Here is a 14804-nt window from a genome sequence, read left to right as displayed (position 1 = left end):
CCCACACCGGGTGCGCGTCGCCCGCGGGATGGCGCGAAACAGCCGTCCGGCGCTCGACCGGGACGAGCGTTCAGCGCCCGACCAGGCGGGTCCGCGCGCGGTACTCGGGCACCGTCGCCATCGGCGGCCGTTCCCGGGCCGCGACGTCGTGCGTGCGCAGCCGGAAGCCGTCCACGTCCCGCTCGAACTGGGTCAGCGCGGTGCTGAGCTCGACCGGGTGCGCGCCCGTGGGGCCGCGGCGCAGTCGGCGCTCCACGGCCTGGAGTATCTCCGCCGCCATCCGGCCGAGGCCGGCCTCGTCCTGGTGGCTGTGCCGGCGCACGCCCACGTCCACCTGGGCCATCGCGTCCAGACCGGCCAGGCGCAGGGTGTCCACGAGCATCGCGGTCTCGACGCCGTAGCCGCACGGGAAGGGCAACTGTTCCAGGAGCGAGCGCCGGGCCGCGTACTCGCCGCCCAGCGGCTGGACGAAACCGGCCAGTTCCGGCCAGTGCAGGTTGAGCAGGGGGCGGGCGACCAACTCGGTGACCCGGCCGCCGCCCGCGGGCACGATCGTGTCGCCGATCTCCAGCGGCCGGTCGTACATGGCCTTGACCAGTCGGACCGTGGGGTCGGTCAGCAGCGGGCCCAGGATCCCGGTGACGAAATCCGCCGAGAAGTCCTTCAGGTCGGCGTCCACGAAGGCCACGATGTCGCCGTCGGTGACCAGGAGGGAGCGCCACAACACCTCGCCCTTGCCGCGCACGGCCGCCAGCGCGGGCAGGATGTCGTCGCGGTGCACGACCCGCGCGCCCGCGTCGGCGGCGACCCCGGCGGTGTCGTCGGTGGATCCGGAGTCGACCACCACGAGCTCGTCCACCAGCGGCACACGCTCGATCAGCTCGGTCCGGATCACCTTGACGATGTCCCCGACGGTCGCCGCCTCGTTCAACGCGGGCAGGACGACGCTGACCCGGGTGTCGCGTTTGGCGTCAAGAAGCTTGTCGACGGGCCAGTCCGCGGCGACGGAGGACCGTCGTCGAAGCCAGGCGCTCACCTCGGGCTGCACGTTCGAAATCCCCTGTCGTCGCCGCTGTTCCGGCCTCGGTCGCGGCCACCCTTTATCGTCTCGCGAGGTGGACCGGATGATCGACGCGGCACCGGTTCGGTTACAGTCGTCGTCACCGGTTACGACGATCGCACGTCGAGCCGGACAAACGCGGACCGGCCACCCGGCGACGGGTGTGTCCACCGCCATAGCAGCTCATCCAGAGGGGCAGAGGGAACGGCCCGTTGAAGCCCCGGCAACCATCCGATCGTCATTCCTCGTGACGCGCTTTCGGCGCGAGCGAGCACCGGCGGATCGGACAGGTGCCAAGTCCGGCCCGTGGGACCCCACGGGTAAAGATGAGGACAGAAAGGCCCTCGCCATGGCGACACCCACCGCCACCCGCTCCACCAGCGCCACCTCCACCTCCTTCGGTCCCGCCGTTGCGCTGTCGTGTCGCGAGTGCGGCGAACGCACCGAACTCGGCCCGAAGTACGCCTGCGAGTCCTGTTTCGGCCCGCTCGAGGTCGCCTACGACTTCGGCACCGTCACGCGGGAGCAGATCGAGGCCGGCCCGCAGAACATCTGGCGCTATGCACCGCTCCTGCCGGTCGCCGCGGACGTCGCGTCCCGGCCCAACCTGAACCCCGGTTTCACCAAGCTCGTCCGGGCCGAGAACCTGGGCCGCGAGCTGGGCATCGCGAACTTGCACGTCAAGGACGACTCCGGCAACCCGACGCACTCCTTCAAGGACCGCGTGGTCGCGATCGCCGTCGAGGCCGCACGCACCTTCGGCTTCACCACCCTCTCCTGCTCCTCCACCGGCAACCTGGCCGGCGCGGTGGGCGCCGCCGCCGCTCGGGCGGGCCTGCGCAGCTGCGTGTTCATCCCGGCCGACCTGGAGGCCGGCAAGGTCGTCACAGCGGCCGTCTACGGTGGCGAGCTGGTCGCCATCGAGGGCACCTACGACGAGGTCAACCGGTTCTGCTCGGAGCTGATCGGCGACCCGGCCGGCGAGGACTGGGGCTTCGTCAACGTGAACCTGCGGCCGTACTACGGCGAGGGTTCCAAGACGCTGGCCTACGAGATCGCCGAACAGCTCGGCTGGCGGCTGCCCGAGCAGATCGTCATCCCGATCGCGTCCGGTTCGCAGCTGACCAAGATCGACAAGGGCTTCCGCGAGCTGATCGCCCTCGGCCTGGTCGAGGACACGCCGTACAAGATCTTCGGCGCGCAGGCCACCGGGTGCTCCCCGGTGGCCGCGGCGTGGAAGGCCGGCCAGGATGTGATCCGCCCGGTGCGGCCGGACACGATCGCCAAGTCGCTCGCGATCGGCAACCCGGCCGACGGCCCGTACGTGCTGGACGTGTGCAAGCGCACCGGCGGCGCGGTGGAGGACGTGACCGACGCCGAGGTGGTCGAGGCGATGAAGCTGCTGGCCCGCACCGAGGGCATCTTCGGCGAGACCGCCGGCGGCGTGACCGTCGGCTGCCTGCGCAAACTGCTCGCGTCCGGCGCACTGGACCCGGACGCCGAGACGGTCGTGCTCAACACGGGTGACGGCCTCAAGACGTTGGACGCGGTCACGCCGACCACCGGCGCCACCGCGACCATTCGACCCACTCTGGATTCCTTCCGAAAGGCCGGCCTGGCATGAGCGTCTCCGTTCGCATCCCGACGATCCTGCGCACCTACACGGGCGGGGCGGCCGAGGTGTCCGTCGAGGGGACGACCCTCGCCGAGGTCCTGGATGCCTTGGAAAAGGATCACACCGGAATTCGCGCGCGCATCCTCGACGACGAGGGCAAGCTGCGTCGCTTTGTGAATCTGTACGTGGACGACGAGGACGTGCGCTTCGCGGACGGTCTCGCCACGGCCACCCCCGACAAGGGCACCGTTTCGATCATCCCGGCGGTCGCCGGCGGTTGCTGACGCGATAGGCCGACGGTCCCGATCTTCATCGACTCGGGCACGAAACGGAACCGAGAAATCCGCCGCCCGGAGCACCGGGCGGCGGATTTCTTCGTCACCCGGAGAGGGTGATCGTTACACGTGTTTAACCGGGTCCATTTCCCGGCTTTGGCGGCGACGCGTCGGTAAACCCGTGGTCGGGATCACACCCGTTATGTACGGAAGGTCGCTTTCCTGACGAATTGAAATACGGCTTTCCTGGCGACTCGCGAAGAATGCGGTCTTTATTCACTCGGGAATTCTCGTCCGATTGACCTGTTGCTCCGGGCATCCGTCCGGATACATTCAGCCGCGGTCGTAGCGGAAGGCCGGGTCCTTCTGGATACGAACCCGGAGCTGCGGCGTGCAGTATCCGTGAAAGGGCCAGTAACAGGGGAGTTAGGAATGGCTCAGGGCGCCGTCAAGTGGTTCAACGCGGAGAAGGGGTACGGCTTCATCGCGGTCGACGGTGGTGCGGACGTTTTCGTCCACTACAGCGCGATCCAGATGGACGGGTACCGGACGCTCGAGGAGGGGCAGCGAGTCGAGTTCGAGATCTCGCAGGGGCAGAAGGGGCCGCAGGCCGACATGGTCCGCGTCACCGCCTGAACCAGGGAGCAATCCGCTCCTCTGCTTGAAACGGTCCACACCACGGACTGCACGACACACCGCAGCACACATCTTGTCCGATCCTCCGATTCCCACCGATCCCTTGCCGGATCGTCGAATCGGGCCGATCGGTGACCGGGGCCCGGCCTTCCCGCCATGCGGGGGCCGGGCCCCGGTCGTTGTGCGCGCGGCCGCGGCGCGGGCGATCCCGCGAGGCCCGGCCGCGACGGCCCTCGCCTCGTGCGACACGCGCAGGTGCGCGCACGGACGGGTCGGGACCCGCCGTTGCGCTTGCACTCGGCATGGTCGAGTGCTAATCATTGGCGTTAGCACTCTGGATGTGAGAGTGACAGAAACGGACCGGGCCGGTGAGGCTCGGCACCCGTGAGGGAGGGATCCTCGCGGTGGTCGGGTCGTCCGTCGCGGGCGCCAGTGCGGTCCGGCACTCACCCCCGTTCTGGGAGGACTTCACCACATGGCCAAGATCATCGCGTTCAACGAGGAAGCGCGCCGCGGCCTCGAGCGCGGGATGAACCAGCTCGCCGACGCCGTCAAGGTCACGCTGGGCCCCAAGGGCCGCAACGTCGTGCTCGAGAAGAAGTGGGGTGCGCCCACCATCACCAACGATGGTGTGAGCATCGCCAAGGAGATCGAGCTCGAGGACCCGTACGAGAAGATCGGTGCCGAGCTGGTCAAGGAGGTCGCGAAGAAGACGGACGACGTCGCCGGTGACGGTACGACGACCGCGACCGTCCTCGCCCAGGCGCTCGTCCGCGAGGGCCTGCGCAACGTGGCCGCCGGCGCGAACCCGATGGCTCTCAAGCGTGGCATCGAGAAGGCCGTCGAGGCCGTCTCCGAGCAGCTGCTCGCGCTCGCCAAGGACGTCGAGACGAAGGAGCAGATCGCCTCCACCGCCTCGATCTCCGCTGCTGACCCCCTGATCGGCGAGATGATCGCCGAGGCCATGGACAAGGTCGGCAAGGAAGGCGTCATCACCGTCGAGGAGAGCAACACCTTCGGTCTCGAGCTCGAGCTCACCGAGGGCATGCGCTTCGACAAGGGCTACATCTCGCCGTACTTCGCGACCGACATGGAGCGCATGGAGGCCGTCCTCGAAGACGCCTACGTGCTCATCGTCAACTCGAAGATCACCTCGGTGAAGGACCTCCTCCCGCTGCTGGAGAAGGTCATGCAGTCGGGCAAGCCGCTCATGATCATCTCCGAGGACGTCGAGGGCGAGGCCCTGGCCACGCTCGTCGTCAACAAGATCCGCGGCACCTTCAAGTCCGTCGCCGTCAAGGCCCCGGGCTTCGGCGACCGTCGCAAGGCCATGCTCGGCGACATCGCCATCCTCACCGGTGGCCAGGTCATCTCCGAGGAGGTCGGCCTCAAGCTCGACACCGCGGGTCTCGAACTCCTCGGCCGCGCCCGCAAGGTCGTCGTCACCAAGGACGAGACCACCATCGTCGACGGCGCCGGTGACTCGGACCAGGTCGCGGGTCGGGTCAACCAGATCCGCGCCGAGATCGAGAACTCGGACTCGGACTACGACCGCGAGAAGCTCCAGGAGCGCCTCGCGAAGCTGGCCGGCGGCGTGGCCGTGATCAAGGCCGGTGCCGCGACCGAGGTCGAGCTCAAGGAGCGCAAGCACCGCATCGAGGACGCGGTGCGCAACGCGAAGGCCGCCGTCGAGGAGGGCATCGTCGCCGGTGGTGGCGTGGCCCTGCTCCAGGCGTCCACCATCGCGTTCGACAAGCTCGAGCTGGACGGCGACGAGGCCACCGGCGCGAACATCGTGCGCCTGGCCGTCGAGGCCCCGCTCAAGCAGATCGCGGTCAACGCCGGCCTCGAGGGCGGCGTGGTTGTGGAGAAGGTGCGCAACCTGACCCCGGGTCACGGCCTCAACGCCGCGACCGGCGAGTACGTGGACCTCATCGCCGAGGGCATCATCGACCCGGCGAAGGTCACCCGTTCCGCGCTGCAGAACGCCGCGTCGATCGCCGCGCTGTTCCTGACCACCGAGGCCGTCATCGCCGACAAGCCGGAGAAGAACGCCGCTCCGGCCGGCGGCGGCGCCCCGGACATGGGCGGCATGGACTTCTGATCCACTGAGGATCGGCAGACCCGCACGGTCTTGACGCGAGAGGCGGTCCCCTTCGGGGGCCGCCTCTTTCGCGTTTCCGCGTGTTCGAGCCTTGTTCGCTCGTTCGAGTGGCGATGGCGACTTACCCTGAAACGGTCTCCGGGCGGCCGTAGCGTCGTTCTCGTACGACATGGATCGAGGTGGGCGAGGTGGACGAGTTGACCGCACCCGTGATCGAAGTGAGCACCGCCTGGCGCGACATCGTGACCATGTGGAAGGAATTGGAGGCGCCCGAAGGCTGGCGCGCCGAGTTCGACGGAGAGAACATCACGATATCGCCGCCTCCGGGACACAGGCACGAATTGATCGCGGACGACCTCCATTGGCAGCTGGCCGGGCCGCCCCCGAAGGATGCGGTGCCTTTCAGCATCTCGGCGTGGAGATCATGTCGGTCGGCCGGCTGTGTATTCCCGACCTGGTGGTGGTGGCACGGGAAGACGTCGCCACGCCGACTCCGGCGGATCGGGTTCTTCTCGTCGCCGAGATCACCTCCCCGAGCAACGCGGGCACCGATCGTGTCGACAAGCTGCGGGCATACGCACACGGGCCGATTCCGCTCTACCTGCTCGTCGATCGCTGGGACAAGGACGGCCCGGCGGCGACGTTGTACTCCGAGCCGGACGGCAAGGTCTACCAGCGCATCCAGCGCGTCGATTTCGGCGGATCGGTCGCCATCCCCGGGCCCTTCGGTATCGAACTGGACACCTCGGACTTTCCCCCGAGGTAATAATCGCCGGCATCGGCGGCCGCTCGCTCGTAGGCTCGTGGTGCGACTTCGGGAACTACGTGTTCCTTCTGTCTTGGCGTACAAGCGCTTTTGGGTGCTTGGGGTTCGAATCCCTATCCGGGACCCGTGACCTGCCCGAAGTCGCGTGCCATTGCACCCGGGGAACTGCGCGTTCGTACAGAACCGTTTCCCAAAGGGTTGGAAGCGGTCCCGGCGGAGGGGTCTTCGGACCCCGGTGAAACTCGGACCACACCGGACCCGCGACCTGCCCCGGGTGCCCACGGGGGAGCCTTCCGATGACCGAGATCACCCGCGCCCTGAGCGCCGACAATCCGGCCCGCGCCGAGGCCGCCGCCACCGTCGTCCGCTTCCTGGACGTCGCCGTGGCCGCGACCGGACGGGCCTCCTTCTACAACACCCGCGCCGAGCAGCTCACCCTCGAAGAGGACGCGCACCGCGCGATGGCCGCGCTGGACCGACGGCTGTACGCAGGTCTCGTGTGCTCCCCCGGAGCCACCGACCGCAGCCGGCAGCTGGGCGTGCTGCACCTGCTGGACACACCCGCGCAGCAGGACGACGGCACCGCCGTGTACGACGCGGTCGCCGCGCTGACCGTGCCGCGTCGGCTCAAGCTGTTCGGCCTGCTGGCCGAGCGGCGGGTGAACAACGCGCGGGTGCGCCGGCTGATCCTGCGCTCCGTGCTCGGCTCCGCTTCGCTGGAGTTGTGGTCGGTGCGCTACCGGGACAAGCTCGCCGCCGCGCTGCGGCACGCGTGGGGTCTGCGGCTGAGCGGCATCCTGCGCTCGATCCTGACCAAGCGGCTCGCCGGTGCGGAGCTGAATCCGAAGGAACACCGCATCGTGGCCCGCGAGATCGACCGCTGGGCGGCCGATCCGGCCGTCGCGCGCGAGTGCGTCGCGTTCGTGCTCGGCGCCGACGGCCCGTACACGCTGCCGCTCCCGGCCGCGTATCGAGCCGCCCGCACCGACCTGGACGCGGGCGCGGCGCTGCCGCTGGAGACGCTCGAAGGGCTGCGCGGCCGATTCCACCCGGACGAGAAGCCCGCGCGCGTCCTGGAGCTGACCGCCGATCGGCTGACCGTCGGCCAGCGGCTCGCCGGGCAGCGGCAGGCCGAGCGCGCGGGCGTCGAGGTCGAGGTCGACCTCGACCGCTACGACGCGGTCCGGCTGTACCTCTACGCGTTCGCGACCGGGATGACCGACGAGGTCGCCGCGGCGCTGGATCGGCGGGCCGCGGCCGGTGCCGCCGGGCTCGACCTGGCCGGCCGCCGGATCGCCCTGGTGCTGGACGGGTCCGCCTCGATGCGCGGCGGCACCGATCAGCCGCTGCGGCCGATCGCGACCGTGCTCGCGCTGCGCGACGCGTTGCGGGCGGCGGCGGGCGAGTGCCACGACGTGTGGATCGGCGGCGTCCCGGACGGCCGACTGGTCCGGCCAGCCGGGGCCACCGCGGCAGCCGAGGCCCTGGTCGCCGCGCTGCGCACCGGCGCCGAGCTGATCGTGGTGATCGGCGACGGCTACGAGAACGCACCCGCCGGGCGCTTCGCGCAGGTGCTCGACGCGGCCCGCACGCTGGGCATCGCGGTGCCCGCGGTCCAGCTCTCGCCCGTGCTCGCGGCCGAGGCGGCCGGACTGCGCGGCTACGCGCCGGACCTGCCGCTCGCTCCCGTCCACCGTCCCGAGGCTCTCGAACTCGCCTGGTGCCGGCTGATGTTGACCATCGATCCGGCCACCGCCGTACCCGCCCTGCTGCGCCTGGCCCACCTGGAGGTGACCGGATGAACACCATCGCCCCTGCCCCGCTGCCGATCGGCGAGCTGCTGGCCGGCTGCACCCTCGGCCGGGTGCAGAGCGTCGGCCGGATGCAGGTGCTGCCGCTGCTCGGCGACGCGTGCGACGCACCCGCCGTCGCACTCCCGACCGACCTGTGGATCGGTACGAGCGGCTACGGCACACTCACCTTCGTCAACCACACGCCGCACGTCGCGCTGGTCCCGTGTCACCTCGCGGTGATCGTCGAGCACAGCGCGCAGGACCACGCGATGCCGCGGGCCGCCCTGGTCGAGCCCTCGGACCGGCTCGCCTTCGACGCGGCGATGTGCGTCCAGCAGACCCAGGCCGGGCTGATCGCCGAGGCCGCACAGCCGCTCGCCGTGTTGCCGCTCGCGCTGCGTGCCGCCGCCTCGGCGAGTGCGGACGCGGACGGGTACAGCCGGTTGTGGTCGGCCGTCCAGCGGTTCAACGCGTCCTCCGGCCTCGCCGAGACCGGCAACCTGGTGCTGTTCCTGAAGCATTTCGCCTTGGAGCTCGAACGTTTCGTCGCCGAGTTCGAGTGCGTCGAGGACCAGGTGGGCGCGGTGGTGCTGCTCGACGGCGAGATCGCCGGGATCGAGCGGGCGCCCTCGCGGGCGTACTGGTCGGCGATGTGGGAGCCGCTGATCAGGTTCTGCTACGGCGCGGAGGCGGTCCGCTACGGTCTGCACGACCCGGGCGATCCGCCGCCGAGCCGCACGGTGCTGAACCTGCCCGGCGGCGACGGCGCGGCGGCCGGCGATCCGTACGACGTGCTCGCCGCGGCGCTGCGGGCCGCCGACGCCGAGGAGCAGCGGCGCGCCGAGCGCACGCTGGACGACGCCGGCGCCCACCCGGTGGCGCTGGCCCCGGAGCACTCGCACGCCGGTGTCACGGTGGGTCGGGCCGAGAGCGAGCGGTTGGTCGGCGCCTATGCGACGGGTGGCGACCGGCCGATCTACGCGTCGTTGACCGCACGTTCGTTCGGCGGCTGAGTCGGGGCGAGGCCGCCGAGCGGGGCGATCACCTCGGCGTCGCGTTCGCAGACCCAGTGCGGGTCCTCGCCGAGTTCGGGTTCGAGGTAGAGCGGGTGGTCGTCGTGCCGCGGGCACGGCGGCCACACCGTGCCCTGTTCGGTCAGCGCCTCCTGGACGTCCTGCCCGATCAGTCCGGGGACGTACGCGGCGCCGTCGGGCCACTGCTCGACCCACCACTTGCGCTCGACCAGGGCGTGCTCGACCACGGTCACGGTCTCGGGGGTCTCGACGCCGTGCGTGCGCAGGTCGGCCAGGACCAGGGCGCGGGCGGTCAACAGGGCGGCGTCGGTCGGATCCTTGCTCATGGTCCACAAGTGTGCGTGATCGCGACGTATACGAGAATCGAGCGTGTGGCTCTCCTCATCGATCCCCCGGCCTGGCCCGGACGCGGGCGACTGTGGTCGCACCTCGTCAGCGACGTCTCGCATGCCGAGCTGCACGCGTTCGCCCGCGCGCTCGGCGCGCCGGAACGTGCGTTCGACCGGGATCACTACGACGTCCCGGCCGACCTGTACGCGCGGGCACTGGCCCAGGGGGCTGAGCCGGTCTCCAGCCGGGAACTGGTGGTCCGGCTGACCGCGGCGGGCCTGCGCCGGCGCAAGCGGTATCGACCGCGCTGACGGTCGGCGGCGGGTCGGTCAGGACTGCTGGCGCGGGATGGTGCCCTCCAGCCGCTCCAGCTCGGCGCGCATGTTGTAGCGGGCCGCCTCCTCGTACCGGGCCGCGCCCAGTCGGGTGTGGAACAGCCGGGGCAGCGACATCAGGTCGCGCAGCACCGCGGCGCGGGCGGCCCGGAACGCCTCGTCCGGGACGAACGCGTACTCCTCGCGGACCGCCGCCGTGTACGCCTCGTAGCGCTCGCGGTCGGCGGCCAGGATGGCCAGGTCCGCATCGCACAACACGTGCGCGTTGTGGTCGGACTCGCCGGGCGCGTGCTCGGCGGTCACCCGGACCAGGCGCACCGTCTCGGCGACCAGGGCCGGCGCCACGCCCGCCTCGCGCAGGCCGCGTTCGGCCAGCCGCGCGCTGCGCTCCTCGTTGTCGGCCCGGGCCGGGTCGTAGACCGCGTCGTGGAACCACGCGGCGAGCATGACCGCGTCGGCGTCGTCGGCCTCGTAGGCCAGCTCGCCGATCAGGTCGAGCACGGTGCGCAGATGGTCGGTGTCGTGATAGCGGCGGTGCGGCTCGGCATAGCGCGCCAGCAGGCTCTCGACGACGGCGCCGGCCTCGGCGTGCTCACCGACGAGCCGGGCCCACTGGTCCCGCAAAGTCACGGTCGCGGACTCCTGGATGCGTTCCACCCGGCCAGCATGGCAGAACGAGCGAGCGAAGCCGACCACCAACCGTTCCGACACACGCGGTTCACTCGTATTGGATGCCGATCGCTTGCCTGTTGGGCGACTTCGTCGCCGGCTCACGAGGACGCTTTTGGGCGACTTCGTCGCCGGCTCGCGAGGACGCTTTTGGGCGACTTCGTCGCCGGCTCGCGAGGACGCTTTTGGGCGACTTCGTCGCCGGCTCGCGAGGCACCACTTTTTTCTCTCCCCCGCTTCGCTCCTCCGAGAAAAAAGCGGCCCCTCGCTCGGGACGGTGTGTCCCTCCGCTTCGCTCCGGGCCACACCGTCCACACTTTGCGGCTCCGCCGCTCTCCGCGCTTCGCGCGTCGATCACTGGGGTGGGCCCGGGTCGGGGGCGCTGACGCGCCGGGTCGGGGGCAGGGGCAGGTCAGGGGGCCGTCAGCGGCTCCGGGAGCGGGCGGGCGTGCAGCACGACCAGCCCGGAGACCGCGCGGGTGAGCACCACATAGAGCCGACGCAGTCCCTGGGTCTCGGCGTCGACGATCTCGGCCGGTTCGGCGACCGCGACGTGGTCGAACTCCAGACCCTTGGCCAGCGACGCGGGCACCACGCTGATCCGGGCCTGTTCGCCGTCGCCGTCCGCGCCCAGGACCCGGTGCGCGACGGCGCCCGCGCGCAGTGCGGCGGCCACCTCGGCCACCCGCGCGTCGGCGCAGATCAGGCCGATCGAGCCCTCGTGGTCGAGCAGTTCGACGGCCGCCTCGGCGGATCGCGCGGCCAGTTCGTCGGCCGCGACCGGACGCAGTTCCAGCGCACCCGCCGCCTGGCGGACCGAGGACGCGGGCACCAGGCCCGGTGCGATCAGCGGCAACAACCGACTGGCGAACTCCAGGATCTGCCGCGGCACCCGGAAACCCCGGGTCAGCTCCTCGATCCTGGCCCCCTCGTGTCCCAGGTGCCGCAATGTTTGTTGCCAGCCGGGGGTGGCCCACGGCGTGGTGCCCTGCGCGATGTCGCCGAGCACCGTGGCCGAGCCGGTGGAGCAGCGCCGACCCACCGCACGCAACTGCATCGGGGACAGGTCCTGCGCCTCGTCGATCACCACGTGCCCGTAGCCGCCGGTGCGGTGGAGCAGGTCGGCGGTCTCGTCCACGAGCACCGCGTCGGCCACGGTCCAGCGGGCGGATCCCACCCCGCGCGGCGGCGTGGCCCAGCCGATCGCGGCCTGTTCCTCGGCGCTCAGCACGCCGTCCGCGCACGCGGCCCGGAAGTCGGCGTCGCCCAGCAGCCGGAACACCAGCTTGAGCGGGTCCACCGCCGGCCAGATCGCGTCCACCGCCGCCTTGACCGGCCGGCTGCGCGCGACCGCGTCCTGGACCCGGTCGTCCGGGGACTCGCCGCGCTCCTCCATCTTGGTCAGCAGCGCGTGTGCGATGCGCTGCCGGAGCATGTCGCGGGCCGCGCCGTAGCGCACGTCGCGCGTGCGCAGCGCGGCGACCAGTTCCTCGACCTCGTACACCGCGAGCCGCCAGGTGCGCGAGTCGCGGACCACGGCCACCGACTCGGTGGGCGCGCGCAGTCCCGACCACACCGCGCGGCGCAGCACCTCGGCCATCCGCGCGTCGCCCTTGATCGTGCCGGACACCGCCTCGTCCAGCGCCCGGACCTTGATCTTGGAGGTGCGGGTGACCAGGTCCTCGACGGTGGTCTGGCCGACCTCGATCTCGCCGAGCGCGGGCAGCACCTGCTGGATGTAGTCGAGGAAGGACCGGTTCGGGCCGACCACCAGGGTGCCGGTGCGGGCGAGGCGGTCGCGGTAGGCGTACAGCAGCCAGGCCACGCGGTGCAGGCCGACGGCGGTCTTGCCGGTGCCGGGCGCGCCCTGCACGCACAGCGTGTGGCCCAGGTCCGAGCGCACGATCTCGTCCTGCTCGGGCTGGATGGTCGCCACGATGTCGCGCATCGGGCCCACGCGCGGGCGTTCGATCTCCGCCGCGAGGATGCCGCCGACCGTGTCGGTCTCGTTCGGGTCGGTCAGGTGCTCGTCCTCGAACGCGGTCAGCTCGCCGGCCGTCCAGCCGAAGCGGCGGCGCAGTTCGACGCCGAGCGGCTCGTCCCGGTTGGCCCGGTAGAACGCGCGGGACAGCGGCGCGCGCCAGTCCACCACCATCGGGTCGCCGAGTTCGTCGTGCACGTGCCGGCGGCCGATCCAGAAGGATTCGACGGGCTTGCTCGGGTCGGCGCTCACCTCGACCGGTTCGGCGCCCTCGACGCCGTCGGCGAACCGGCCGTCGACCCGGCCGAAGAACAGCGGTGAGCCGGCGTGGTCGGCCAGTGCGGCGATGCGCTTGGCGATCAGGTGCTGGGCGGTCTCGTTGGCGACGGCGGTGGCACCGACGTCGCGCAGGTCGAGTGCCTCGGTCTCCTCGCGCATCCGGCGCAGGGCGGCGCGGGAGGCGTCCAGGTAGGCGCGTTCGACGGCGAGCGCGTCGGAAGCGGGCAGGGCGGGGCCGGTGGTGGCGGGCGCGGACATGTTTCTCCGGTTCGTGGCGGCGACAAATCGGAGCCCGGCCGTGTGCGATGCCACGTCCTGGTGCGCCCCTGCGGAGGGCACGGGCCGGTTGCCCGAAGGCGGCGGCCCGCGCGGCCCACCGGTGCCGGGCGCCGAAGACGGTTCCCGATCACTGCACTGGGTGGGACAGCGGAATCAGCGAGCCTAGGCGAGTCCGGCTCTGCCATCAACTCCCTTTGCCGGGCCATGCTCGGTTGCCGGCGGGCCGGCCGGACGGGCGCGAACGGCCCGACGGGTCGGCCATCGTGGTGCGGCGGTCACGGCCCACGATGCGGCGGTCGTGGCGAACAAGGGGACGGTGGTTCGAGGATGAGGGTGTGGGCGACGCGAACGGTGCTCGCGATGGCGCTGGTGGCCGGAGTCGCGCTCGCGCCGGCCCCGGCGGGTGGTGGGCGCGGCGGGCGGGTCTCGACCGGGTTCGAGCGGCGCGGCGGCACGGTCTGGACGACCGTGGCCGAGGAGCGGGACTACCTGCGCGACCTGGTCTCGGCGGCGCCGGGCCCGGAGCGGGCCGGGTGGGGAGCCGCGCGGGTCACCGTGACCCGGGTCGGCACGAGCGCGCGCGGCCGGGCCGTGGACCTGATCACCGTGGCCGGCGCGCGGTCGGTGCCCGAGCCGGTCCGGGTGTTGTTCGTCTGTGGCCAGCACGGCGACGAGCCGGCCGGTCGGGAGGCGTGCCTGAAGCTGGTCCGGGATCTGGCCGCGGACCGCTCGCCGGCGGGACGCCGACTGCTGGAGCGGGTCACCGTGCTGGTGCTGGCCACGCCGAACCCGGACGGATCGGCGGCGGGCACGCGCGCGACGGCCGAGGGAGTGGACCTCAACCGGGACCATGTGGCGGTGAGTTCGCCCGAGGCGCGGGCGATCCGCCGGGTGCTGCGCGAGGCGCGCCCGCACATCGTGCACGACCTGCACGAGTTCACCGTGCCGGCGGACACCGCTGCCCCGCCGGCCCTGTACCTGTGGCCGCGCAATCTCAATGTGGCTCCCGAACTGCGCTCCCTGGCCGTCGAGTTGGCGCGCGATCGGATCGGCGCGGCGCTGCCCGCGGCGGGCTGGGCGGCGGGCGTGTACGGGGAGGACACCACGGCTCGGCAACTCGGCGGCGACGGGGACGAACGGCTGCTGCGCAACGCGGCCGCACTGGATCACGCGGTGGCGGTGCTGGTCGAGGTCGGTACCCGACCCGTCTCGGCGCTCGAACGCGCGGACCCGGGTCTGCTGGGCCGGCGCCGGGTGGCCGCGCATCTGGTGGCCGCGCAGGCCACGCTGCGGATGGCCGCCGAGCGTGGGGACGCGATCACGGCGGCGGTGCGCACGTCCCGGGAGCGGGCCGCGAACGGTGGCGAAGTGGTGTACTTCGACGGGGCCGACAACGTCCCGGCGGGCCGCGGCGCGGTCGCGCCGATGCCGTGTGCCTATCGGCTGACGCCGGACCTGTACGCAAGCGCCCGGGCCGCGCTGGCCGAGCACGGTGTCCGGGTGGAGCCCGACCTGCGGGTGCCGACGGCGCAACCGGCGGGTGCGATGGCCGCGTTGCTGCTGGACCCGCGGGCACGCTTCGCGGTCGCGACGGCGACCACCGAGCCGTGTGCGGGCACTTCGGCGCCGCATGCCGACGCGTTGTGAG

Annotated in this window: 13 protein-coding genes and 1 riboswitch; of the genes, 9 read left to right on the top strand and 4 right to left on the bottom strand. The window is 71.6% G+C overall.

What is annotated here, in order from left to right; translation table 11 throughout:
- Positions 1-70: 70 nt before the first annotated feature.
- On the bottom strand, positions 71-1048 hold the full coding sequence (locus ACZOOI_RS16925) for a glucosyl-3-phosphoglycerate synthase (protein WP_465276653.1): 978 nt from the start codon (positions 1046-1048) through the stop codon (positions 71-73).
- A gap of 192 nt (positions 1049-1240) precedes the next feature.
- Positions 1241-1393: riboswitch (SAM riboswitch) on the top strand.
- Between the two features lie 16 nt (positions 1394-1409).
- Here ACZOOI_RS16925 and thrC point away from each other — a divergent pair.
- The 7 genes from thrC to ACZOOI_RS16890 all read left to right on the top strand — a co-directional run bounded on the left by thrC (position 1410) and on the right by ACZOOI_RS16890 (position 9262).
- Complete coding sequence (gene thrC, locus ACZOOI_RS16920; RefSeq protein ID WP_465276652.1) at positions 1410-2684, top strand: threonine synthase; 1275 nt, start codon at positions 1410-1412, stop codon at positions 2682-2684.
- On the top strand, positions 2681-2959 hold the full coding sequence (locus ACZOOI_RS16915; RefSeq protein ID WP_391586586.1) for a MoaD/ThiS family protein: 279 nt from the start codon (positions 2681-2683) through the stop codon (positions 2957-2959). The genes thrC and ACZOOI_RS16915 overlap by 4 nt, the downstream gene beginning before the upstream one ends.
- Positions 2960-3382: 423 nt before the next feature.
- Positions 3383-3586, top strand: a complete 204-nt coding sequence (locus ACZOOI_RS16910; protein ID WP_020557826.1) for a cold-shock protein — start codon at positions 3383-3385, stop codon at positions 3584-3586.
- A gap of 475 nt (positions 3587-4061) precedes the next feature.
- Positions 4062-5690, top strand: coding sequence for a chaperonin GroEL (gene groL / locus ACZOOI_RS16905; protein ID WP_391586585.1), 1629 nt, complete (start codon positions 4062-4064; stop codon positions 5688-5690).
- 169 nt (positions 5691-5859) lie between these two features.
- Complete coding sequence (locus tag ACZOOI_RS16900) at positions 5860-6456, top strand: Uma2 family endonuclease (RefSeq protein ID WP_465276651.1); 597 nt, start codon at positions 5860-5862, stop codon at positions 6454-6456.
- A gap of 296 nt (positions 6457-6752) precedes the next feature.
- Positions 6753-8258: a hypothetical protein gene (locus tag ACZOOI_RS16895; RefSeq protein ID WP_465276650.1), complete on the top strand. Its 1506-nt coding sequence runs from the start codon at positions 6753-6755 to the stop codon at positions 8256-8258.
- A complete protein-coding gene (locus ACZOOI_RS16890) occupies positions 8255-9262 on the top strand; it encodes an ARPP-1 family domain-containing protein (RefSeq protein WP_465276649.1) in 1008 nt (335 codons plus the stop codon). The genes ACZOOI_RS16895 and ACZOOI_RS16890 overlap by 4 nt, the downstream gene beginning before the upstream one ends.
- Here ACZOOI_RS16890 and ACZOOI_RS16885 read toward each other — a convergent pair.
- Entirely contained in the window at positions 9226-9609 is a 384-nt protein-coding gene (locus tag ACZOOI_RS16885) for a hypothetical protein (RefSeq protein ID WP_391586583.1), read from the bottom strand. The genes ACZOOI_RS16890 and ACZOOI_RS16885 overlap by 37 nt on opposite strands.
- A gap of 45 nt (positions 9610-9654) precedes the next feature.
- Here ACZOOI_RS16885 and ACZOOI_RS16880 point away from each other — a divergent pair, with 45 nt between their 5' ends.
- Positions 9655-9924, top strand: a complete 270-nt coding sequence (locus ACZOOI_RS16880; protein WP_465276648.1) for a DUF4031 domain-containing protein — start codon at positions 9655-9657, stop codon at positions 9922-9924.
- 18 nt (positions 9925-9942) lie between these two features.
- Here ACZOOI_RS16880 and ACZOOI_RS16875 read toward each other — a convergent pair whose 3' ends face one another.
- Both ACZOOI_RS16875 and ACZOOI_RS16870 read right to left on the bottom strand, forming a co-directional pair.
- Positions 9943-10572, bottom strand: coding sequence for an HD domain-containing protein (locus ACZOOI_RS16875; protein WP_465281218.1), 630 nt, complete (start codon positions 10570-10572; stop codon positions 9943-9945).
- Between the two features lie 457 nt (positions 10573-11029).
- Positions 11030-13135 (bottom strand): HelD family protein, encoded by a 2106-nt coding sequence (locus ACZOOI_RS16870; RefSeq protein WP_465276647.1) that lies wholly within the window; start codon positions 13133-13135, stop codon positions 11030-11032.
- Positions 13136-13489: 354 nt separating this feature from the next.
- On the opposite strand from ACZOOI_RS16870, the gene ACZOOI_RS16865 reads away from it, so the two are divergent.
- Positions 13490-14803: a M14 family zinc carboxypeptidase gene (locus tag ACZOOI_RS16865; RefSeq protein WP_465276646.1), complete on the top strand. Its 1314-nt coding sequence runs from the start codon at positions 13490-13492 to the stop codon at positions 14801-14803.
- Position 14804 lies beyond the last annotated feature (1 nt).

This window comes from Embleya sp. L77 (genome assembly GCF_055557415.1).
This window is presented reverse-complemented; position numbering and strand designations above follow the sequence as displayed.

Excerpts from the sequence above, each read along its gene's own strand:
- thrC (WP_465276652.1), top strand. The coding sequence starts at position 1,410 with ATGGCGACACCCACCGCCACCCGCTCCACCAGCGCCACCTCCACCTCC.
- ACZOOI_RS16915 (WP_391586586.1), top strand. The coding sequence starts at position 2,681 with ATGAGCGTCTCCGTTCGCATCCCGACGATCCTGCGCACCTACACGGGC.
- ACZOOI_RS16910 (WP_020557826.1), top strand. The coding sequence starts at position 3,383 with ATGGCTCAGGGCGCCGTCAAGTGGTTCAACGCGGAGAAGGGGTACGGC.
- groL (WP_391586585.1), top strand. The coding sequence starts at position 4,062 with ATGGCCAAGATCATCGCGTTCAACGAGGAAGCGCGCCGCGGCCTCGAG.
- ACZOOI_RS16900 (WP_465276651.1), top strand. The coding sequence starts at position 5,860 with ATGGATCGAGGTGGGCGAGGTGGACGAGTTGACCGCACCCGTGATCGA.
- ACZOOI_RS16895 (WP_465276650.1), top strand. The coding sequence starts at position 6,753 with ATGACCGAGATCACCCGCGCCCTGAGCGCCGACAATCCGGCCCGCGCC.
- ACZOOI_RS16890 (WP_465276649.1), top strand. The coding sequence starts at position 8,255 with ATGAACACCATCGCCCCTGCCCCGCTGCCGATCGGCGAGCTGCTGGCC.
- ACZOOI_RS16885 (WP_391586583.1), bottom strand. The coding sequence starts at position 9,609 with ATGAGCAAGGATCCGACCGACGCCGCCCTGTTGACCGCCCGCGCCCTG.
- ACZOOI_RS16870 (WP_465276647.1), bottom strand. The coding sequence starts at position 13,135 with ATGTCCGCGCCCGCCACCACCGGCCCCGCCCTGCCCGCTTCCGACGCG.